This window comes from Streptomyces sp. NPDC048434, assembly GCF_043200375.1.
In the GTDB taxonomy this organism is placed as follows: Bacteria; Actinomycetota; Actinomycetes; order Streptomycetales; family Streptomycetaceae; genus Streptomyces.
The window spans coordinates 241,637-263,541 of record NZ_JBICXQ010000002.1; the positions used below are offsets into that span (position 1 = coordinate 241,637).

17 protein-coding genes are annotated in these 21,905 nt (G+C 71.9%); 10 read left to right on the plus strand and 7 right to left on the minus strand.

The features are described from left to right. Positions 1 to 21: 21 nt before the first annotated feature. Complete coding sequence (locus ACGFWI_RS03420; protein WP_393904210.1) at positions 22 to 990, plus strand: DUF5926 family protein; 969 nt, start codon at positions 22 to 24, stop codon at positions 988 to 990. A 252-nt stretch (positions 991 to 1,242) separates the two neighbouring features. Here the strand turns inward: ACGFWI_RS03420 and ACGFWI_RS03425 are convergent, their stop codons facing one another. Next, positions 1,243 to 1,884 carry a hypothetical protein gene (locus tag ACGFWI_RS03425; protein WP_393904211.1) on the minus strand — a complete coding sequence of 214 codons (642 nt, stop codon included), beginning with the start codon at positions 1,882 to 1,884 and terminating at the stop codon, positions 1,243 to 1,245. A 527-nt stretch (positions 1,885 to 2,411) separates the two neighbouring features. Beyond that, positions 2,412 to 3,119 carry a bifunctional DNA primase/polymerase gene (locus tag ACGFWI_RS03430; RefSeq protein WP_393904212.1) on the minus strand — a complete coding sequence of 236 codons (708 nt, stop codon included), beginning with the start codon at positions 3,117 to 3,119 and terminating at the stop codon, positions 2,412 to 2,414. Positions 3,120 to 3,840: 721 nt separating this feature from the next. Here ACGFWI_RS03430 and ACGFWI_RS03435 point away from each other — a divergent pair. Then, the gene (locus ACGFWI_RS03435) at positions 3,841 to 5,478 is read left to right on the plus strand and encodes a PP2C family protein-serine/threonine phosphatase (protein ID WP_393904213.1); all 1,638 of its coding nucleotides are present in this window, start codon (positions 3,841 to 3,843) and stop codon (positions 5,476 to 5,478) included. Positions 5,479 to 5,712: 234 nt separating this feature from the next. Continuing rightward, positions 5,713 to 7,173, plus strand: coding sequence for an aminopeptidase P family protein (locus tag ACGFWI_RS03440; protein WP_393904214.1), 1,461 nt, complete (start codon positions 5,713 to 5,715; stop codon positions 7,171 to 7,173). Between the two features lie 142 nt (positions 7,174 to 7,315). Here ACGFWI_RS03440 and ACGFWI_RS03445 read toward each other — a convergent pair whose 3' ends face one another. The 5 genes from ACGFWI_RS03445 to ACGFWI_RS03465 form a co-directional block, all read right to left on the minus strand. Beyond that, positions 7,316 to 8,074, minus strand: a complete 759-nt coding sequence (locus ACGFWI_RS03445) for a TetR/AcrR family transcriptional regulator (protein ID WP_393904215.1) — start codon at positions 8,072 to 8,074, stop codon at positions 7,316 to 7,318. Positions 8,075 to 8,337: 263 nt separating this feature from the next. After that, positions 8,338 to 10,353, minus strand: a complete 2,016-nt coding sequence (locus ACGFWI_RS03450; protein ID WP_393904360.1) for an ABC transporter ATP-binding protein — start codon at positions 10,351 to 10,353, stop codon at positions 8,338 to 8,340. Between the two features lie 727 nt (positions 10,354 to 11,080). After that, positions 11,081 to 11,212 (minus strand): hypothetical protein, encoded by a 132-nt coding sequence (locus tag ACGFWI_RS03455; protein WP_393904216.1) that lies wholly within the window; start codon positions 11,210 to 11,212, stop codon positions 11,081 to 11,083. A 262-nt stretch (positions 11,213 to 11,474) separates the two neighbouring features. After that, the gene (locus ACGFWI_RS03460) at positions 11,475 to 12,818 is read right to left on the minus strand and encodes a diacylglycerol/lipid kinase family protein (protein WP_393904217.1); all 1,344 of its coding nucleotides are present in this window, start codon (positions 12,816 to 12,818) and stop codon (positions 11,475 to 11,477) included. A 174-nt stretch (positions 12,819 to 12,992) separates the two neighbouring features. After that, entirely contained in the window at positions 12,993 to 13,490 is a 498-nt protein-coding gene (locus ACGFWI_RS03465) for an ATP-binding protein (protein WP_328385627.1), read from the minus strand. Between the two features lie 247 nt (positions 13,491 to 13,737). Between ACGFWI_RS03465 and ACGFWI_RS03470 the strand changes: the two genes are divergently transcribed. The 7 genes from ACGFWI_RS03470 to pheA all read left to right on the plus strand — a co-directional run bounded on the left by ACGFWI_RS03470 (position 13,738) and on the right by pheA (position 21,536). Beyond that, positions 13,738 to 14,583, plus strand: a complete 846-nt coding sequence (locus ACGFWI_RS03470; protein WP_393904218.1) for a hypothetical protein — start codon at positions 13,738 to 13,740, stop codon at positions 14,581 to 14,583. 109 nt (positions 14,584 to 14,692) lie between these two features. After that, positions 14,693 to 15,481, plus strand: coding sequence for a YcnI family protein (locus ACGFWI_RS03475; RefSeq protein WP_393904219.1), 789 nt, complete (start codon positions 14,693 to 14,695; stop codon positions 15,479 to 15,481). Between the two features lie 88 nt (positions 15,482 to 15,569). Further along, positions 15,570 to 16,214 (plus strand): SCO family protein, encoded by a 645-nt coding sequence (locus ACGFWI_RS03480; RefSeq protein WP_393904220.1) that lies wholly within the window; start codon positions 15,570 to 15,572, stop codon positions 16,212 to 16,214. Then, entirely contained in the window at positions 16,211 to 16,660 is a 450-nt protein-coding gene (locus ACGFWI_RS03485) for a copper chaperone PCu(A)C (protein ID WP_393904221.1), read from the plus strand. The genes ACGFWI_RS03480 and ACGFWI_RS03485 overlap by 4 nt, the downstream gene beginning before the upstream one ends. A 60-nt stretch (positions 16,661 to 16,720) precedes the next feature. Then, the gene (locus ACGFWI_RS03490; protein ID WP_393904222.1) at positions 16,721 to 19,039 is read left to right on the plus strand and encodes a copper resistance protein CopC; all 2,319 of its coding nucleotides are present in this window, start codon (positions 16,721 to 16,723) and stop codon (positions 19,037 to 19,039) included. Beyond that, positions 19,039 to 20,409, plus strand: a complete 1,371-nt coding sequence (gene efeB / locus ACGFWI_RS03495) for an iron uptake transporter deferrochelatase/peroxidase subunit (protein ID WP_393904223.1) — start codon at positions 19,039 to 19,041, stop codon at positions 20,407 to 20,409. Before ACGFWI_RS03490 ends, efeB begins: the two co-directional genes overlap by 1 nt. A 200-nt stretch (positions 20,410 to 20,609) precedes the next feature. Beyond that, positions 20,610 to 21,536 (plus strand): prephenate dehydratase, encoded by a 927-nt coding sequence (gene pheA, locus ACGFWI_RS03500; protein WP_393904224.1) that lies wholly within the window; start codon positions 20,610 to 20,612, stop codon positions 21,534 to 21,536. The last annotated feature ends 369 nt before the right edge of the window (positions 21,537 to 21,905 follow it).

Sequence of the window (21,905 nt, forward strand, 5' to 3'; positions counted from 1 at the left end):
CGACCAGGAGACTCCGTCGCCATGGCCAAGAAGCGCCGTCCCCAGCCCCAGGCCGCAGCATCGCAGATCAAGGACGGCGAGGTGCCGGTCGTCGGCGCTCGTGAGCCCTGCCCGTGCGGCTCCGGCCGCCGGTACAAGGCCTGTCACGGGCGACAGGCGGCACACGCCGCCACCGAGCTCGTGCAGCGCCCGTTCGAGGGTCTGCCCGGTGAGTGCGACTGGGTGGCCATGCGCGAGCTGGTGCCCGCCGCCACCGCCGAATTGACGCTGAAGGGCGGGCTGCCCGAGGGCGTCCCGTCCGTGACGCTGGCGACCGTGCTGCCGATGGCGTGGCCCGCGCTGCGCCGCGACAACGGCGCGGTGCTGCTCGGCCTGCAGAACGACACCGCCTCCGGCGACCTCAGCCGCGACCTCGCGGACACCCTGCAGCGCGCGCTGGCCACGGAACCCGGCAACCCGGTCGCCGCCGAGCGGAACACCGCCGAGGGCCCGCGGCTGCAGGATCTGCTCGACCCGGACGCGGCGTTCGAGCCGACCGTCCACACCGGCTTCGAGTTCTGGGTGGGGAACGCCGAGAACGCCACCGGCGAGGTCGCCGCCTCTCTGGAGCGGGCCAACGCGGCGGCCATCCCGACCGCCCGGATCCCCGGCCTGGAGGGCGCGTACTGGTGCGAGGCCCCGGACAAGAACCATCTGCGCTGGGTCACCGCACACCCCGAGGAGCAGCTGCTGGACGCGCTCGCCCGGCTGCACGCGGCAGGCGCCACCTCGCTCGGTGAAGGCACCCGTCTGGTGGGCTCGTTCCGCGCCCACGGCCTGGTCGTCCCGGTCTGGGACCTGCCCTCGGAGATGGGCGCCGACGAGGTCGCCAAGCCGGCCGCGGCGTTCGCCGAGCGGCTGGCCGAGGCCCTGGCGAAGGACACCCCGCTGACCCCCGAGGAGCGCCGGGCACGCGGCGGGCTCACCAACCGTCAGGTCACCCTGAGCTGACCGTGCCGCCCCTCGACCGTGCGGACCGGACGCCCCGGAGGACCCCAGGCGTGACGCCTGTCACAACTCCCCGTACCTGCCGGTAAATAGGCGTCCGGAAATCCACGATCGAATTTGCGAACCGCCGATCTCTTGTTACGGTTCTAAAAGCCCGGTCGCTGGTGCATCCCCCGTCGCCAGCGACCGGGCGCTTCCATGTCCGGAACCAGGCATTCCGCTTGGCTCGGCCGGACCTCGGCGGCCCCGACCCCCTCAGTGGTCCGAACCGCTCTCTCCCGCAGACGAGTTGCTGCCGGACCGCAGCAGCAGCCGCTCCCCCGACGCATCGGCGATCTCCGCCACCGCGGTGTACGGCAGCCGGCTCCTGTGCACGGTCGGGGCGGACGGCGTCTCGCACACGCCCGGTGCGCCGCCCGCCGGCACCTCGCAGTTCACCTGGACGGTCCTGTCGTCCGGCCGCAGCAGCGTCAGTACGGCGCGCAGCCGGTCGCCGGTGCGGTTGCGGTAGTACGTACGCCCCCAGGTCAGACCGTCCTCGGCAAGCACGCAGGTCTGGGCCTCGATGCCCTGGGGGGCGGTGAGTTCGGGGCCGCAGCGGGAGGTGCGGCCGGAGAGGTGCGGCAGGGCCGGGCGGTCGGAGGAGCCGGGTGACCCCGTGGAGCCGAGGGTGGAGCCGACGGCGGCGAGGGGCATACTGCCTGGCTTGGTACCGCTCTCGCCCCGGCCTCCCTTGTCCTCCGTAGAGCTGTTTTCGGCCTTGGCTGCCTCCCCGGGACCCGTTCCCGGAGCCGCGGTGCCGGCCGGGCCGGCCATCGCGGCCCCCAGCGGCACGGCGATGGCGAGCAGCGCCGCGCCGGCGAGCCCGATCATGCGGATTTTCTGCGCACGCTGCATGGGCCCCACCTGCACTTGAGATGCCGCTGACGACGGCTTGACGGTGGGCCGAACCTATCGGCCGGCGGGGGTGCACCAGGGCACCCGGACGCCCGTTTCCCCGAGAGATCGGGGCAGGTCACACCCGTACGGGTGATCCGCCGCGGGGAGTTTCCGCCCGTCCGCCGGCCAACCGTCCGCCGTCCGGCCGCCGCCCGTCCCTCAGCCACCCGTCCGCCAGCCATCTGTCCGTCAGCCATCCGTCCACTCCACCGCTGATCGTCCGCCGGCATCCAGCGAGGATCCGCCGATCACCTGGGACGGCGCCTGTGTACGGCAGGCACCCGGGCAGGACGGGCCCAGGCGGAACGGGCCCAGGCGGAACGGGCCCAGGCGGGACAAGTACCCACGCGCAACGGGCACCTCACGCGCGACAGACACCCACCCGCGACAGACACCACCCACGACAGCGCCACCCCCGCGGCCGGCATCCCGCACACAACGAGGGCGCCCGAGCACACATCGGGCGCCCAGGGCATGCGCGAGCGTCAGTACGCGAGCCGGCTGCCGCCGTCGGGGGTGCCGGTGCTCGCCGTGACCAGTGCGTCCACGATCGTGGCCACCTTCGGGAGCCAGGGCGCGGCCGGGGTGACGGCCGGCGGCCGCTCCCAGCGGACCCGGCCGGCACCGATCTGGGAGGGCGGGAGCACCACATAGCCGCCCTCGCCGTGGAACCGCAGCGAGCTGGGCACCCAGTCCTGGGAGTGCAGCAGCTCGCCCAACTCCGGGAGGTCGTACGGCGATACGAGCAGCGACCAGCGGGTGGGCGTGGCCACCACGGGGCCGAGGCGTACGCCGAAGTGGTCCAGGGCCGCCAAGGCATGGGCCCCGGCGACGGCGGGCAGGCTCACCGCGCAGGGCGCACGGCCGCCGGTGGCCAGCACGACCGGGGCATCGGGGCGGTTCGTCCACCACCACCGCACCATCCGGCCATCGGTGGTGGCCGCCAGCAGTCCGGGGTCGAAGGGGTGCGCGCCGGGCACCACACAGTCGGGGTCCGGGCAGCTGCACCGGCGAGTGATCCGTTCGCCGAGGCCGAGCCGGGCGCCGGCCGGCTGGCGGCCGCCGGATCCGAATCCCACACCGGGAAGTACCGGCCACTGCCACTCGGTGGCGTAGTGGAGCGCCGCACCGAGCTGCGCCGACTTTCCGCGCCGGAACAGGGGCTTGCGTCGCCTTCCGAGGATCTCGCGCATGAGCGCTCGTTCCTTTCCGTTAACGCCGAGGGCTTTGTCCATCGCACTGCATGGCTCTACATGTCCGGTTCACCATCGTTTCGCGCCGTGCCGCTTCGTGCCGTGGGGCGTGTCCTGCGGCCCGGCCATGGAACCCGGGGTCGATCGCGCATCGATCACGCCACGTGGATCACTGGTCACCGCGTGTACAAGGCAGCGCATCACGTCGTACGCCGAGCGTGAAGCATGGCGAGGGGTGGCGTGCGTATGGCGCTTGCGCTTCCGTGGTGCAGCCCCCGCCGCTTGGGAGTGCGTCGTGGTCGTCGGCATGTTAGACGCCGGTGCCCGCCGGAGAGTTCCGGTGCGGTGCCAACTGACTCCGCACCTTTCCGAGTACGTACCCGCCACTGTGGTGATGACGCGCTGCTGATCGCCGCCAGTCGACCTCAAATTGACGCTCGGGGGGCTTTTTTCAGGCCAATCTACCGACCTCGTTGACACCACAAACCCCATGGGGACAATGCTGGACATCACATCGCTGCTACGTGTACATGTGGAGGCATTAATAGCGGAGCAGCATGACATGGGGGTTTGCGATGCTATTGAGGAAATTGAGCGGCCACCCGTACCGCACAACATCACTCAACAAAATGCCGCACTCCCTACCAAAAAGCGGCCTGACCAGGGGCAATGCCTGGCACGACGAGAGCCGTAGGCCATGACCACCCCTCACGTGCCGAAAGTGGCTGGAATCGAGCCAGCCCTTCCCTCCCCCGCGCACACTGTCGACCCGCGCGGGCCGAAAACCCCCGCCGACCCCGCCGTCGGCACCCCGTCGGACGCCTCGTCAAACGGGGCGTCCGAGGCCCCTCAGGGCGCCCCCCGGGGCGCCGCACCCGAGGGCGCACCCGGTGCTCCCGACATCTCCGTCGTCGACCAACTCGCCGCCGTCCAGGACCGGCTGGCCGGCTGGATCTCGGACCTCAGCACCCTGCACGACCTGACCGAACGGCTCGCGCGCACCCGTACGTTGGAGGACGCCCTCCACGAGCTGCTGCGCGCCGGAGCCTCCCTGGTCGGCGCGCGCCGCGGGCTGGTCGTCCTCGCCCCGTCCGACGGCCTCGGCCCGGAGACCACCGTCGGCCTCGGCCTCGGCCACGCCGAGATCGGTCACATCGAGACCATCCCGCGCCGCGCCCTGTCGTACGCGCGGATACTGGACGGCCTCCCGGAGCGGGCCACCGGCGACGACACCCGGACCGACCCGCTCGACGACACCTGCCGCGAGACGCGTGGCGAGGGCCGTGCACCCGGCCCCCGCCACGAAGCGTCGGCGGGCCCCTGCACCGAGATCGCCGAACCCGACATCCCCGGTGAGAAGGACCTCGACCCCCGCCTACGCGAGGTCGCCGCCCGTCTCGGGTACGCCGCCAGCTACGCGGTCCCGCTCTCCGCCGAACCCCTCGGCAGGACCGGCGCCGTGGTCTGGCTCTACGACGAACCGGCCGAGCCCACCGAACGCCAGCGCCACCTCGTCGGCCTCTACCGCGCACACGCCGCCGAGCACCTCGCCTGTCTCCTCGAACTCCACCGCAGCCGGCAGGCCACCCGGACGCTCCGCGAGGAGCTGCTGCCCCACCGGCTGCCGCGGATCCCCGGCGTACGCCTCGCGGTGCGGCACAGCACCGGGCCGCGCGGCGGCGGCGACTGGTACGACGCGCTGCCGCTGCCCGACGGTGCGCTGGGCCTGGCCGTCGGTTCGGTGACCGGCTCCGGGCCGAGCGCGGTGGCGGCCATGGGGCGGCTACGGGCGTCCCTGCGCGCCTACGCCGTCATGGAGGGCGAGGATCCGGTCGCGGTCCTCTCCGACCTCGAACTGCTGCTCCGGCTGACCGAGCCGGCCCGCAGCGCCACCGCGCTGTTCGCCTTCACCGAGCCACCGCCCGGCGCACCGGGCGGACCTCCCGCGACGCTGATGCCGGGCGGCATCACCGACCCCTTCGCCCGCAAGCTGGTGCTGGCCGGGGCCGGCCACTGCCCGCCGCTGATCCTCGGCGAGCTGCGGACGGAGTTCGTGGAGACCTCACTGTCCGCGCCGCTGGGCATGCTGGCCTGCTGGGAAGCGCCGAGCGTGGAGATCGAACCGGCCGGCGGCGAGACCCTGCTGCTCTACAGCGACGGACTGCTGCACCGGACCGGCGAGCCCATGGACCGCGCCTTCACCCGGCTGCACGCGGCCGCCGCGGGCGTCCCCAGGGCGATCCGCCATGATCCGGAGGCGGTCGTCGACCACATCGTGCGCACGATGCTGCCGCAGGGCCTGGACGATCCGTCGTCGGAGGAGGACGTGGTGCTGCTCGCGGCGTACTTCGAGGAGTAGGGCCGGCCGGACCGGACCTGCACGCGCCACGCGCCGTACGGCGGGCGCACCGCCGCGCGCCGGGGCGTACACCGGGGCCGCCGGCCGGGCCGTCTTCGTACGCCACCCGTCCGCCCCCGGTGGGCGCCGTGCGTCCTCAGGCCGTCGTACCGCAGAGGTCACACCTTTTTGCCTCTGGACCGCTTTCGATCCGCACATACGATGGAAGGCGGTTCAGTCTTAAAAGGAGGCATTGTGACCGACGAGCTCACGCCGGAGACCCCGGACGAGGACGAGCAGCCGATCAAGCAGCGCAAGAACGGCCTTTACCCGGGCGTCTCGGATGAGCTCGCGGAGAACATGAAGGGCGGCTGGGCCGACACCGAGCTGCATGACCTGCGGCCGATCGAGCAGGCCCCGAACGCCGCCCGCCGCCGCGCCGCGCTGTCCGCGCGCTTCCCCGGCGAGCGTCTGGTGATCCCGGCGGGCAACCTGAAGACCCGCTCCAACGACACCGAGTACGACTTCCGTGCCTCGACGGAGTACGTCTACCTCACCGGCGACCAGACCGACGACAGCGTCCTGGTCCTGGAGCCCACGAAGGACGGCCACGAGGCGACGGTCCACCGGCTGCCCCGCTCCAACCGGGAGAACGGCGAGTTCTGGCTGAACGGCATGGGCGAGCTGTGGGTCGGCCGGCGCCACAGCCTCAGCGAGGCCGAGGCACTGCTCGGCGTCCCCTGCAACGACGTACGCGAGCTGGCCGGCGCGCTCAAGGAGGCCACCGGCCCGGTCCGCGTCGTGCGCGGCCATGACGCCGGTATCGAGGCCGCGCTGACCGACAAGGTCACCGCCGAGCGCGACGAAGAGCTGCGGGTGCACCTCTCCGAGGCCCGCGCGGTCAAGGACGCGTTCGAGATCGGCGAGCTGCAGAAGGCCGTCGACTCGACGGTGCGCGGCTTCGAGGACGTCGTGAAGGTCCTGGACAAGGCCGAGGCGACCAGCGAGCGCTACATCGAGGGCACGTTCTTCCTGCGCGCCCGCGTCGAGGGCAACGACGTCGGCTACGGCTCGATCTGCGCCGCGGGGCCGCACGCCACCACCCTGCACTGGGTCCGCAACGACGGCGCGGTGCGCTCCGGCGATCTGCTGCTCCTGGACGCCGGTGTGGAGACCACCAGCCTCTACACCGCGGACGTCACCCGCACCCTGCCGGTCAACGGCCGCTACACCGACCTCCAGCGCACGATCTACGACGCGGTGTACGAGGCCCAGGAGGCGGGCATCGCGGCGGTCAAGCCGGGCGCGGCCTACCGCGACTTCCACGACGCGGCGCAGCAGGTGCTCACCGAGAAGCTGGTCGAGTGGGGTCTGGTCGAGGGCCCGGTCGAGCGGGTGCTGGAGCTGGGGCTGCAGCGCCGCTGGACCCTGCACGGCACCGGCCACATGCTCGGCCTGGACGTCCACGACTGCGCCGCGGCCCGCACCGAGAACTACGTCAACGGCACGCTGGAGCCCGGCATGGTGCTGACCGTCGAGCCCGGTCTGTACTTCCAGTCGGACGATCTGACGGTGCCCGAGGAGTACCGCGGTATCGGCGTCCGGATCGAGGACGACATCCTCGTGACGGACGACGGCAACCGGAACCTGTCGGCCGGGCTGCCGCGGCGGTCCGACGAGGTCGAGACCTGGATGGCGGGACTGCTCGGCAAGTAGCGGGCGGTGTACGGCGGGTCTGCCGGCGGTTGCGGCGCCCGCCACAGGTGGCGGGAGTGCCCGGCCGCACGGTGACCGCCGCACAGGGCGGGACTGCCGGGCGCGCGGCGCCCGTTGCACCGTCGGTACGTCTCCCGGTGGCTCAGCTGCCGCCGGGAGGCGTGCCGTTCGCCGGACCGTCGGCCTCCGTGCGCACAGCCGGACCGTCGACCTCCGTACGCACAGCCGGACCGTCGACCTCCGTACGCACAGCCGGACCGTCGACCTCCGTGCACACAGCCGGACCGTCGTCCGTGCGCACATACGCGCCGGCCCGGGATGCCGCCCAGACAGCGGTGGCGGCGGATTCGGCGACGTCCCGGTCGACAGGGCGACGGGCGATCAGAATCCGGTAGTAGAAGGGCGCGCCGAGCGCCGACATCACCTTCTCCGGGTCCGTGTCCGTGGGCAGTTCGCCGCGGCCGACGGCCCGCTCCACCATCCGGCCCGCCAGCGCCAGCCGTTCGCCGAAGAAGGTCCGCAGCACCGCCGCCGCCTGTGGGTCACGGGCCGCGGCGGAAACCACCGCCTCGATCAGCCGGCGCATCCGCGCCTCCCCGTAGAAGGCGGCTATCGAGCAGGCCAGCGCCTGCAGATCCCCGGGCAGGGTGCCGGAGTCCGGCAGCGGCACCTCGGCACTCAGATCGGTCAGCAGGTCGCACACCAGACCCTCGGTGCAGCGCCAGCGACGGTAGAGCGTCGCGACATGAATTCCCGAGCGTTGCGCGACCTTCTCCATGGTCAGCTCGGCGAAGCCGCCCTCGCCCAACTCCTCGAATACGGCGGTCAATACGGCTTGGCGGGTGCGGGCGGTGCGACCGCCGGGCCTGGTCTCGCCCGGGGCATGGTGCGCTGTCGTCACGACGGCTCCGTATTGCAGTGCGGGTTCACGCCAAGTATTGTCCGGGAAAGGTTAACGCGAGCAACTTCGCGTTAATCGTGGTGGGCGCTGGTCTCGCAGGACAGGGGACGCCGCGGGGGAGGTTCTCTCACCGCGAGACCGCGCTGACCAGCTTCCGCAAAGGGCGATTTCCAGCCAGTTTTCCGACTGCTGATGTTAGCCCGGATTGACACCTCATACGCGGACATCCCGCACACGGCCGCCGCCCGGGGACCGTGCGGCGCTCACCCTCGGCGGTCGCTCCCGGGCAGCCACGCCTCGTCGCGGAACAGCGGTCGTCCGTCGTCGGACAGCGGCAGCCGCAACTCGCCGGTGTCCATGACCGCGTTGTTCTGCGACCGGTGCAGCCGGGAGTACGCCCCGCCCGCGCGGGACAGCAACTCCTCGTGCCGCCCGGCCTCCACGATCCGGCCGCCGTCCAGGACGAGGATGCGGTCGGCGTCGGGCGCGAGATTGAGATCGTGCGTGATCATGATGGTGGTGCGGCCGCGCATCAGTCTGCGCAGCGGCTGGACGATACGGCGCGCGGCGAGCGCGTCCAGACCGGTCGTCGGCTCGTCCAGGACGAGGACCGGCGCATCGCGCAGCATGGCCCGGGCGATGGCCAGCCGTTGGAGCTGACCGCCCGACAGACGGGCCGAGTGGGGATCGATCCCGGTGTCGTACCCGTCGGGCAGTGCGCGGATGAACGCGTCCGCGTCGGCGGCCCGCGCGGCCTCGGCGATCTCCTGGTCGCTCGCGCCCGGGCGGCCGCAGGCGATGTTCGCGCGGATGGTGTCGTGCAGCATGAGCGTCTCCTGCGGCAGCAGCGTCACCCGCTCCCGCAGCCGGGACAGCGGGAGGTCCCGCAGCGGCACGCCGTCCAGCGTCACGGTGCCGGAGTCCGGGTCGTAGAAGCGCAACAGCAGTTTGGCGACGGTGGATTTGCCCGCGCCACTGGGTCCGGTGACGAGCAGCAGCTCTCCCGGCCGGGCGGTGAACGCCATCCGGGACAGGGCGGGCCCGGCCACCGCATCCGCACCGGGGTAGCGGAAGCCGACGTCGTGGAACTGCACGGTGCCCGGGGCCCCCTGGGCGGGCCGTAGCGGGGGTGTGGGGAGGGTGAGTTGCGGGGGCGGCGGCATGGCGCCGGATGGCGGCGGCATGGCGCCCGGTGGCAGCGGTACGGCGCCCGGTGCCGGCGGTGCGACGCCCGGTGCCGGCTGCGCGGGGAGGGGCACTGTGTCCGCCGGCGACGGGGCCGGGGGCAGTGGGGGCGAGACCGGAGTCGTCGGCCCTGTCGGCACCGTCGGCCCCGGCGCCGGATCTCCCACCGACGGGCGCGCGTCCAGTATCTCGATGAGCCGCTCGGCCCCCGCCGTCGCCGCGGTGACCGTGAGGCCGAGCTGGCCCAGATCCCGGACCGGCGGATACAGATAGCCCAGGAACGCGGCGAACGCCAGCAGTTGACCGAGCGTCATCCGGTCCGCGGAGATCTCCCAGGCGCCCAGCCCGATCACGCTCAGCACACACACCGTCTCGATGACCTCGACCAGCCGCTCGTACAGCTCGCTCAGCCGGGCGCCGCGGACCGAGGCGGTGAACCAGGCGCGGGCCTCACGGTCCAGCCGCGCCCGCTCCGCCCCCTCCCGGCCGTATGCCTGGGTGAGGACGACATTGCCGAGCGACTCCTCGACGACGGAGGTGATGGCGCCGTCGGCCACCCGCTCCTGGCGCGACGCGGTCCTGATGCGGCCGGAGAAACGCCGGGCGGCCAGCCAGAACAGCGGCGCGAGGACGAAGGTGGCCACCGCCAGGTCCCAGCGCAGCCAGAGGGCGGCGACGGCGTAGAAGACCGCGCTGAACGCCGAGGAGACCGCGCCGACCGCGCCGGAGACCACCATCTGCTCGATGGCCTCGACATCGCCGGTGAGCCGGGCGACCAGATCGCCCTGGCGGTGCCGCTGGAAGAAGTGCGGCGGCATCCGCTGGACGTGGTCGAAGACCTGTGCGCGCAGCCGCATCACGAACCGTTCCGAGACCCAGACGGCGAGGGAGTTGCCGGCATAGCCGACGGCCGCGCCGGCCACGGCCACCCCGAGCCACTGTGCGGCCGGCGCCCAGAACGCGTCGAGCGAGCCGCGCTGCAGGGCATGGTCGGTGAGGTCGCTGAAGAGCAGGATCGCGGCGGTCTCGGCGAGCGCGGCGACGATGACACAGAGGCAGATGAGCACCAGTCGGCCGCGCAGCCCCTTGCTCATCGGCCAGAAGCGACGGAATGCGGTGCCGGCCGGGATGGCGGGTGTGGTGGTGGTGGGTGTGGTGGGTGTGGTGACGGGGATGGCTGAGGTGGCGCCCGTGGTGGTGGCCCGGGACGTTCCGTGGCCGTCGTCCTCGCCGTAGGCATCAGTGCCGTGGCGCCGGTGCCGCCCCCGTACGAGTCCGGGCACCACCCCGGCCTCGGCGGGGACCCGCCGCAACCGCATCGTCGCGAAGTCACTCTCCCGCAGGCCCACGGCCGCCCCCTCCCACGCCCGCGACCAGGGTGCGCGCGCCCGTGTGCCGCGCCACCTTGTCCGCCGCCACCCGATCCCCTGCCGCCGCCAACGCCTTCACCACCGCTTCTTCCATGCCTTTCAGCCCTCCCATTACTCCCGGCACCTCCAGCCGCTCCGGTCCTTACTGCCGCTCCGGTTCCTTCCGATGCCGGGGCCGGAATACCGCTCCGCCGACCGGTCCGGAAATCGCCCCGCCCGCTCGGGGCGGGAAAATGGCCGGCACGGCCACCACCACCCCGAATTAACCCTCCCTTCGCCGCATTCATATGCCCTGCCAAGGCGGCGCATATGGTTTTCACAGCAGGGTCGTGCAAAACCCCTGCGAGAAATGCGTTACGCATACAAAGAGAGAGGGCCGACGACCCCCACGGCCGTCGGCCCTCGCGCCGCCCCGGTCACTCAGGAGCGGCAGCTCCTCCTGCTTGCCCGGTCAGCGCTCGCCGTGCCCCGGCAGCGGCTTCCGGGCGGGCTTGTGGCAGTGCCCGTGACCGTGGCCCTTCGGGGGCTTCGGCAGCGGCTTCTTCTTGGGCTTGGGCAGCGGCGCAATCTTCTTGAAAGACATGAGATTCTCCTCGATCTTCGTATGTGCCGCGGATTCCTGATCCGCGACTGCCTGACGAAGAAAAAATTACCGGCCACAAAGCCAAGGAAGGGTCAAAACCGCTGAGGGTTCAATGAATACCGCATGAGGTTTTCTCAGAAAGCGATGAGCAACCGGCACAATTCCCCTGCCGCACATTCCACGCACATTCCACGCACAGCCGGCTCTTATCCGGGCCTCGTGGCTCTCGGGCGGGTCCTACGCAAAGGGCCCCGGAGCGCGGCTAAGTGGCGCCGCTGCCTGCCGCGGGGTGTTCCCTCGCCAGTGCGAGCCTTCGCAGCCGCCGCCAGTTCATCGGGGGCTTCGACTGCGGTACGCCCGGGCGGTGCCGCGGCACGCGGACGCGGAGGGCCCGGGGCCGGATCCAGCAACGGACGGGGGTCGGCAGGGTGAGGGCCTCGCCGTCGACGCCGGCCTGGATCTCGGGCTCGTCGGCGTCGACGACGACCTCCTCGGCGGTCAGCGCGGTGAGGCCCGGCCCGTACCTGCCCCGCAGGATTCCGGCCGCCTGCGCCGCGTTGTCGACCTTGATACCCAGGACCCCGAGGACGCCCGAATCCAGGACTTCCCGTCGTCCCAATCCGGCCGGGTCGCCCATGCGGTAGGGGTTGTTGCTGACGAGGACCGCCTGGGGCGCGTCGATGGCGGTGCCCGCGGCACGCACGACCAGTCGCGGGCCGCGCTGGTGCGTCAGCAGGTCCGGAAGCATCTCCAGGATGGTCCGCACCTTGTCGTCGCGGTAGTCGGGGCTCTGTACGACAGCCGCGTACGTCCCGAAAGACGCGTTGTTGACGAAGGCCCGCCCGTTGATGAAGCCGAGGTCGACGCGGAGTTCGACCCCGTCCGTCAGGGCGTCGAGGCAGCTCGACGGATCGTCCCGGTCCAGGCCGAGGTCGAGTGCGAAGTGGTTGCGGGTGCCGGCCGAGATCACCATGAACGGGATGCCGTGTTCCGCCGCCACGCCGGCCACCATGGCCTGTGTGCCGTCCCCACCGGCGACGCCGAGGAGGTCGGCGCCCTCGTTCACGGCGCTGCGCGCGAGCGCGACCACATCCTCGTGGTGGGCGGTGTCCAGCAGGTGCACGACCGCACCGAGTTGCTCCGCTTTTTCCTTCAAGTGGAAGATGCCCACCTTCCCGCCCCCTGAGCGGGGATTCATGAGGAGGAAGGGGCGCTCGGGCGGCGCAGCCCGGACTTCGGGTGTGCGCTCCGGCCGGGTGTCCCTGCGGAGCGCGGCTCCGCCGGCGGAGACCGCCAGTGCCCACAGGGCGAACGAGACGAGTACCACCCACAACAGACCGGCCCAGGCGTAGAGCAGGAGCACGGTGACCGGGGCCGCGGCGGCCAGCGTGCCCGCAAGAACCCGGGTGAGTCCGCGCCGCGTCAGCGCGCACCAGGCGCCCGCCGCGGCGACGGCGAGTCCGGCCAGCCCCACGCCCAGGAGGACGACGCTTCTGAGCCCCGCGAACACCAGCAGGACCAGCGCCGCTGCGGCCGCGGCCGCCAGGGCCAGCAGCGCGGACCAGCGCTGCGCCCTGCGGTCGCGTACGCGGGCATCCGTGCCCATGGAGACTCCTGGCGGTCATGGGGCCGGCGGTCATAGGGCCCGGCGGTCATGGGGCCCGGCGGTCCGGACGTGTCCCGGTGAGCGATGCCGTGGCCCGTGTCGGCCGTCTTGCCCGGCCATGCCTGCGCGGGGTCGCGTCCGCCCAGGCCGTGCCCGGCGCGCGCGCCGGACCGGTCACGACGCCATCGGAAGCGCCGCCCCCTCACGCCACTTGAGGATCTTGTCGAAGCTCACGACCGCGCCGGGGCGGCCGGTGCGGTTGCGGTAGCGGACGTGGTCGGTGAGGGCCTCGATCAGAAAGAGCCCCCGGCCGTCCTCGGCAAAGGCGGGAGCCTGCGCGGGGGTGGGCACGGGGGCCGGCGGGAGGGCGCGGTCCGCGGCGGTATGCGGTGGGGCGGGAGGTGCGGGACAGTGGCGGAACCCGGGGCCCGAGTCGGTGACTTCGATGCGGCAGGTGTCGCCGTCGATGAAGGCCGTGACGCGGTAGTCCTCGGTGGCGGCGTCGCCGCCGTGCTCGACGGCGTTCGCGCAGGCTTCGGAGAGGGCCACCGCAAGGTCGTAACAGATGTCCGGGTCGACGCCCGCCGTCTCCATCGTGCCCAGCAGCAGACGACGGGCCAGCGGCACGCTCGCAGCCTCACGCCGCAAATGGAGTGACCACCAGATGCTCATCGCTCCAGCCTCCTGGCCGCCGCTCGACATATCGATACCTATTGCCGCGCCACAAGGTCCGTAAGCATGTCCGGGACGTGATACCGCTCATTCGGCGGATGCGAAGAGCGAGCGCATCGGTGTAGGCGAAGCGCCGCCCATGCGCTGCCGCGCGCCCCGTCGGCCTCCCTGGACACCCGGCAGGGCGCCCCCTCGGTGCCGACCTGCCGTAGGCGGCGCCTCCGACCAGTGGGATGATGGCGCGGCCATGACTCCACCGCCCGCCTCCACAGCGCGCGCAGCCGCCGATCTTCGGCTGTTGAGGGCCGCGGTCTTCACCGCGGTCTGTGTTGTGTTGTCCGCGGGCGGGCACATCGCCGCCTCGTGCGCCACCATCCCGTTGTGGACGCTGGGTGTTGCGGCTGCCGCGGTGTTCGCGGTCGCGGCACCGCTGGCCGGGCGGGAGCGCTCGCTGCCGGGGATCGCCGCGGGTCTTGCCGTGGGGCAGCTCACCCTGCACGCGCTGTTCGCCTGGGGCCAGCTCCCGATGCCCGCCATGGCGCGCGGCGCCGGCACCGGCGACGGCGGGCTTTCGGACCGGGCGACGCTCTTCCTTGCCCGGCATGTGACATGCGGGCTCGGCACCGGTCGGGTAGGCCTCGCGGAGGCGCGCCGGATTCTCGGTTCGGGTGGCTTCGATACGGCCTCCGCCGCCGGGATGGCCCCTCCGGCAGGGTCCGGAACGGCCGGTGGCGCAACCACCGCCGGCGCCGCGATGATGCACGGTCCGCTGTCGTCGCTGCCCATGCTGCTGGGGCATCTGCTGGCCGCGCTCGCCGTCGGCTGGCTGCTGCGGCGGGGCGAGGCGGCCCTGTGGCGGCTGGTCCGGCTGTCGGCTCCGGCGGCGTACGAGATCGCGGTGCAGACACTGGTCGGCGCGGTACGCGGGGCGCTCGCCCTCGTCGGTGCCCTGCTCACGGGCCTCGGAACGGCGCACGATGATGCGCTGCGTGCTCCCGTTTCGTACGGGGATGACAAACCCGGCCCGCAGAACCTCGCACTCCACCACAGTGTTGTCAGGCGAGGGCCCCCGTCCCTGGCCCTCGCGGCCTGACGACGCGAAGCACGCTCCCACAGGACGGGTACGGGCTCACGCGCCGTCGCCGCACGCGCGCCACCAAACCGTCACCAGCACCTTTCTCCTCCCTGTGGAGTGCATTTCGATGTCGAAGAATTCGAAGATGGCGAAGATGTCGCAGCAGCAGTCGGACGCGTCACACCCGCGCCGGCTCGCACGGCGGCTGCCGCTCGTGGGCGCCGCCGCGGCCGGCAGTGTGCTGCTGCTCGCCGGCCCGGCCTTCGCGCACGTGAGCGTGCAGCCCACGGGCACGGCGGCCAAGGGCGGCTATGCGACCGTCAACTTCAAGGTGCCCAATGAGAAGGACGACGCCTCGACGGTGAAGCTGGAGGTCACGCTGCCGACCGACCACCCGCTGGCGTCCGTGATGCCGCAGCCGGTGCCCGGGTGGAAGATCTCGGTCACCAAGACCAAGCTCGCCAAGCCGATCGAGATGGAGGGCGAGAAGATCAACGAGGCGCCCTCGAAGATCACTTGGACCGCCGACGGCAAGGGCGTTGAGCCCGGCCAGTTCCAGCAGTTCCCGCTCTCCGTCGGACAGCTGCCCAAGGACACCGACCAGCTCGTCTTCAAGGCTCTCCAGACGTACGACAACAAGGAAGTCGTGCGCTGGATCGAGCCGACGAAGGAGGGCGCCCCGGAGCCGGAGAACCCGGCTCCGGTCCTCAAGCTGGCCGCGGCCGAAGAGGACGGCCACGGTGCCGCCGGCGCCGACGCCAAGGGCGGCACCACGGCCGGCATGAAGACCACGGCTGCCAGCTCGGACGCGTCCGGAAGTGACAACACGGCGCGCATCCTGGGCGCCATCGGCATCGTCGTCGGCATCATCGGAGTCGGCTTCGGCGTGTTCGCCGGCCGGCGCCGCAGCGCCTGATCACCGGCTGGGCCGGCGCACTTCCCGCGCCGGCCCACCCACCCCATTCCCGCACAAACGGGATTCCACGACACGGGATTTATCTGCAATGCACAGAAGGACCCTGCTCGCGTCCGCCCTCGCGGCGACCGCGGCTTTCAGCCTGACCGCCTGCAACAGCGACGACGGCAAGCCCGCCGCCGAGGTCTCCGGCGGCACCGCCGCCAAGCCGATCGTCACGCTCGACAGCCCGATGGAGAAGCCGGACCTCGTCCTGACCGACTCCGACGGCAAGAAGTACGACCTGCTGGAGAAGACCAAGGGCCACCCGACGCTGATCTACTTCGGCTACACCAACTGCCCGGACGTCTGCCCGCTGACCATGGCCAACATCGCGGTCGCGGTGAAGCAGCTGCCCCGGGCCGAACAGAAGGATCTGCGGGTCGTCTTCGTCACCTCCGACCCCGAGCGTGACACCCCGGCCGCGCTCAAGAAGTGGCTCGGCGGCATCGACAAGGACTTCACCGGTCTGACCGGCAAGTTCGACACCATCCAGGCCGGCGCGCGCAGCGTGAACATCGGGATCGAGAAGCCGGTCAAGAAGAAGAACGGCGATGTCGTCTCCACCCACGGCGCACAGGTTCTGCTGAGCTCCCCCAAGGACGACAAGGTCCACTGGATGGGCATGCAGGAAGCGACCTCCGACAACTACACCAAGGCACTTCCGAAGATCGTCAAGGGGCAGAACCCGTGAACCGCCGCACCACCCTCGCCGCCGCCGTCGCCCTCACCGCCGGTCTCGCGCTGGCGGGCTGCGGCGGCGCGGACAGCGCCCCGCAGCTCAAGGTCGCCGACCCGTACATGCCGCAGCCGGTCGACCAGAACATGGCCGGCGCGTACTTCACCGTCAAGAACAGCGGCGGCACCGCCGACAAGCTGACCTCAGTCACCAGTGACCTGTCCAAGGACATCACGATCCACAAGACGGTCGGCACCAAGATGGAGCAGGTCAACTCGCTGGCGATACCCGCGGGCGGCGAGCTCCGGCTGAGCCGCGGCGGCAACCACCTGATGTTCATGGGCCTGAAGAACAAGCCGGCCGAGGGCGACAAGGTGAGCATCGAGCTGCACTTCGCCTCCGCCAAGCCAATCAAGGTGACGGTCCCGGTCAAGGCCGTCACCTACGCGCCGAAGAAGTAACAGGGGACCGAAAGACCGCACAGGCCGTACAGAACAACGGGAGTAAGGGGAGCGATCACTATGGTCACCACCGGGCTCGGACCGCGACGGTCCGCCGTGCTGCGCCTGCTGGTCGTCGCGGTGGCGCTGGCCGGCGCGCTGATCGGCGGGCTCGGCGGCGCCGCCCCGGCCTCGGCGCATGCCGCGCTGACCGGGAGTACCCCCGCACAGGGTTCGGTGGTGGACCGCGCCCCTGAGCAGGTGACGCTCACCTTCTCCGAGGGCGTCGCCCTGGGCGACAACTCGATCCGGGTGCTGGATCCGCAGGGCAAACGGGTGGACCGCGGCAAGCTGCGCAACCTGTGCAGCGACAGCATCGTCAAATACGGCGCGGGGCTGCCGCCGGGGCTGCACGACGGTACGTACACCGTCGCCTGGCAGGCGGTCTCCGCCGACAGCCACCCCGTCTCCGGCGCCTTCACCTTCTCGGTCGGAGCGCCCTCCAAGACCACCGCCCCGGTACTCCAACAGCAGGCCGGCGGCGGTCTGGTCGGCGCGCTCTACGGCGTCGCCCGCTACCTCGCCTACACCGGGTTCGTGCTGCTCGTCGGCGGCGCGGCCTTCGTGCTGGCCTGCCGGCCGGCCGCGGCTCTCGTAGGGTCCGTGCAGCGGCTGGTCGTCCAGGGGTGGGCGCTGCTGGCCGGCACCACCGTCGCGATGCTGCTGCTGCGCACCCCGTACACCGGGTCCGGCGATCTCGCCGACGTCTTCGACCTCGGCGGCCTCCAGCAGGTCCTGGTCACCAAGCCGGGCGCGGCGCTGATCTCCCGGCTGCTGCTGCTCGCCGCCGCGGCGCTGTTCGTGGCGGTGCTCTTCGGGACGTATGCACGGCTGCAGGAGCCGGCGGAGGCACAGGCGCAGGGTGGACAGCCGGCGGAGAAGGGGGCGCCCGGCGAGGCGGGCGACGCGGGCGATGGAGCCGTGGACGCCGAGAACGCCGAGGAGCCGGACGCGGACGCCGCCGGGCAGAAGGACGCGGAGGCCGCGGAGCGCGATGCGGAAACCGCCGACAACGCCAGGCAGCGCAAGGACCTCACCTTCGGGCTCGCCTTCGGCGGTGTGATCGTCGCCGCCGGGCTCGCCGCGACCTGGGCGCTGGCCGAACACGCCTCGACCGGTCTGCAGCCCGCCGTCGCGATGCCGGTCGATGTGCTGCATCTGCTCGCGGTCGCCACCTGGCTCGGCGGGCTGGCGGCGCTGGTCGTCTCGCTGTACTGGGGGCCACCCGTCGAGCGGACCGCCGTACGCCGCTTCTCGCGGATCGCGTTCGGCTCCGTGCTGGTGCTGGTGGCCACCGGCACCTACCAGTCCTGGCGGCAGGTCGGCAGCTGGCGTGCGCTGACCGACACCACGTACGGGTGGCTGCTGCTGCTCAAGGTGGGCCTGGTCGTGGTGCTCGTCGGGATCGCCTGGGTGTCGCGGCGGTGGACGGGACGGCTGACGGAGGCGCGGGCGGCCGAGGTCCCGGCAGCGGAGGTCCGGACGGCCGAGGTTCAGGAATCTGAGGTCCAGGCGGCCGAGGTCCCGGCGGACGGGGAGGCCGAGAAGGACAGGGAGGCCGAGAAGGCGGTCGTCGGCGCCGCGGCCAGGGCCGACGCCGTAACCGCTTCGGCTCCGGCTCCGGCTCCGGCTCCCCACGAGGCCCCCACTCACGACGGCGGCCCGGCCGGCAACGGATCCCCCGCCGATGACAGCCGCCCCGCCGCCGACGGTGCCCCCACCCCTGACGAACCCTCCAACGAGACCCCGGACGAAACCCCCGACCCCGCCCGTACCGCCCAACTCGCCCGCCAGCAGGCCGCGTTGCGTACCGCCCGCACCAAGCGGCGGCGCGATGCCGATCCGGAGCGGCTGGGGCTGCGCCGGTCCGTGCTGGCCGAGGCGTCGGTCGCCGTCGTGCTGCTCGTGGTGGCCACGGTGCTGACCGCCACCGAACCGGCCCGTACCGAAGAGGCGGTCAAGGCCACCTCGGACGGGCAGTCCACCGCGGCCAACCAGCCGCAGGTGCTGAGCATCCCGTTCGACACCGGCGGCGCGGGTGGCAAGGGCACCGCCCGCCTCGACCTCGACCCGGGGCGCAGCGGCAGCGCCAACGCGCTGCGGCTGCGGATCTCGGACCCGTCGGGCAAGGCCGTCGACGTCCCCGAGGTGAAGGTCTCCTTCACCCAGAAGGCCAAGAAGATCGGACCGCTGCCGGTCGTCCCGAAGCACATCGGCAAGGGCCACTGGCGCGCGGACGGGGTCCAGCTGCCGGTCCGCGGGCAGTGGCAGCTGTCGCTGCTCGTACGGACCTCCGACATCGACCAGGTGACCGAGATCAAGAACGTGAAGATCGGCTGATGAGCAAGCAGACGTCCAGCAAGAAGACACCCGGGAAGAAGGCCCTGGGCGCGCAGTCCGCCGGGCCCGGCAGCGGGGCGAGCGTGCCCGCTCCGGCCGCCGCTCCGGCGGCCGAAACCGACGGCTCCCCCGCCCTGGAGTTCTCCCGGCGCCGGCTGCTCGGCACCGTCGGCGCGGCGGGCGCGGCCGGGCTGGTGGTCGGCGGGGCCGGTGGCGCCATCGGGGTCTCCGCGGCGCAGCCGCAGGACGCGGCCGCCCAGGCCGTGACCACCATCGGCTCGACCGAGGTCCCGTTCCGGGCGGCGCACCCCGGGCACCAGGCGGGGATCACCACCCCGTTGCAGGCCACGGGGCATCTCGTCGCCTTCGACCTGGCACCGGACGCGGACCGCAAGGCCGCCGCCGCGCTGCTGCGCCGCTGGTCGCGGACGGCCGCGGAGCTGATGGCCGGGCGGACCCCGGACGCCGACACGGGGGTCGCGCTCGACGCGGGCCCGTCCTCGCTGACCGTCACCCTCGGCTTCGGGCACAGCTTCTTCGGCCGTACGGGCCTGACGAAGCGGCGTCCCGTACAGCTCGACCCGCTGCCCGACTTCTCCGCCGACGCGCTGGACCCCCGGCGCAGCAACGGCGACCTGTGGATACAGATCGGCGCCGATGATGCGCTGGTCGCCTTCCATGCGCTGCGCGCGCTGCAGAAGGACGCGGCCGGTGCGGCGCGGCTGCGCTGGCAGATGAACGGCTTCAACCGCACACCGGGCGCCACCGCGCACCCGATGACCGCACGCAATCTGATGGGCCAGATCGACGGCACCAACAACCCCAAGCCGTCCGACAAGGACTTCGACGAGCGGATCTTCGTGGGCCGGGACGCCGACCAGGCCTGGATGCGCGGCGGCTCGTACGCCGTCGTCCGCCGGATCCGGATGCTGCTGGACGACTGGGATAAGCGTTCACGGCACGAACAGGAGAAGGTCATCGGGCGCCGCAAGGACAATGGGGCGCCGCTGACCGGCGGCTCCGAAACCACCCCGATGCGGCTGGAAGCGAGCGGCTCCGACGGGCTGCCGGTCATCCCGGCCAATGCGCACGCGCGGATCGCGGCGCCGGAGTCCAACCAGGGCGCGGCGATGCTGCGCCGCCCGTTCTCCTTCCACGACGGGTTCCGGGAGGACGGCACCCCGGACGCCGGGCTGCTCTTCGTCTGCTGGCAGGCCGACCCGCTGCGCGCCTTCACCCAGATCCAGCGGAAGCTGGACCGCGGGGACGCGCTGTCGCGGTTCCTGCGGCACGAGGCGAGCGGACTGTTCGCGGTGCCCCCGGCCGCCGAGCCCGGCGACTACGTGGGCCGCCCGCTGCTGGAGGGCTGAGGAACCCGGCAGGCCGGAACCGGCCTCCGGTGGGCCGCCCTCCGGGACCCCGCTCTCCGCGAGACGGCCCCCGTGCAGGCGGCCCCCGGAACCGGCCCTCCAGGGAAGTCCCGCCCGGTCTCCGCAGGGCTGGGTATCGTGGCAGGACAGGGAGAAGATCGGCGGGGTGCCCCCGCAGTTACGCGAGGGAGTCCTTATCCATGTCGGCCAGCCGCTACACCTATCTCGGCCCCGAGGGCACGTTCACGGAGGCCGCGCTGCGCAGCCTTCCCGAGGCGGCGACCCGCGAGCTGGTGCCGATGGTGTCGGTGCCGGCGGCCCTGGACGCGGTGCGCGCCGGTGAGGCCGCCGCGGCGCTGGTGCCGATCGAGAACTCCGTCGAGGGCGGGGTGACCACCACCGTCGACGAACTGGCCTCCGGCGAGCCGCTGATGATCTACCGCGAGGTGCTGCTGCCGATCGCCTTCGCGCTGCTCGCCCGCCCCGGTACGGCGCTCAGCGATGTGAAGACGGTGACCGGGCACCCGGTCGCCCAGCCGCAGGTGCGCAAGTGGCTGGCGGCCCATCTCCCGGAGGCCGTATGGGAGTCGGCGGCCTCGAACGCCGATGGCGCGCGGCTGGTGCAGGAGGGCCGCTACGACGGCGCCTTCGCGGGCGAGTTCGCGGCGGCGACCTACGGCCTGGAGCCGCTGGTCACCGACATCCATGACGCGCAGAACGCGGCCACCCGCTTCGTGCTGGTGGGCCGCCCGGCCCGGCCCGCGGCGCCCACCGGCGCCGACAAGACCTCGGTCGTGCTGTGGCTGGCCGAGGACCACCCCGGTGCGCTGCTCGAACTGCTGCAGGAGTACGCGGTGCGCGGGGTGAACATGATGCGGATCGAGTCCCGGCCGACCGGCGAGGGCATCGGCCGCTACTGCTTCTCCGTGGACTGCGAGGGGCACCTCACCGACCGCCGGGTCAGCGAGGTGCTGATGGGTCTCAGGCGGGTCTGCCGCGAGGTGCGGTTCCTCGGCTCCTATCCGCGGGCGGACGAGGTGTCGCCGAGCGTGCGGCGGGAGATGACCGACGCGGCGTTCACCGAGGCGTCGGACTGGCTGGCGCGCTGCATGGACGGGCGGGGCTGAGCCGGATACGCGTGCTCCGCGGCCCGGTCGGCGAGCCCTGCGGAACAGCACGACCTGCGACTTTGGAAGGGTTGTGGGTTATCCACAAAGTTATCCACAGGCTCGGTTCTCGACCTGTGGGTAAGTCGACATGAGAGTCGGACACAGTCGACATATCGCCCTACTGACCGCACACCCCTCCACAGCACCCCACGTCGGGCACCGTCAGCCCAATTCACGTGATCAATCCTTTAGAGCGAGGCAATCCCACACGAAAGAGTGCGTGAACGGGGTTTGGACAGGTAATCCATAGCCGAGCATTTCGGGAGCGGAATGATCAGCTCCGACTTCCACAGATCTCACACACAGCCTGTGGATAAGAATCCCAAA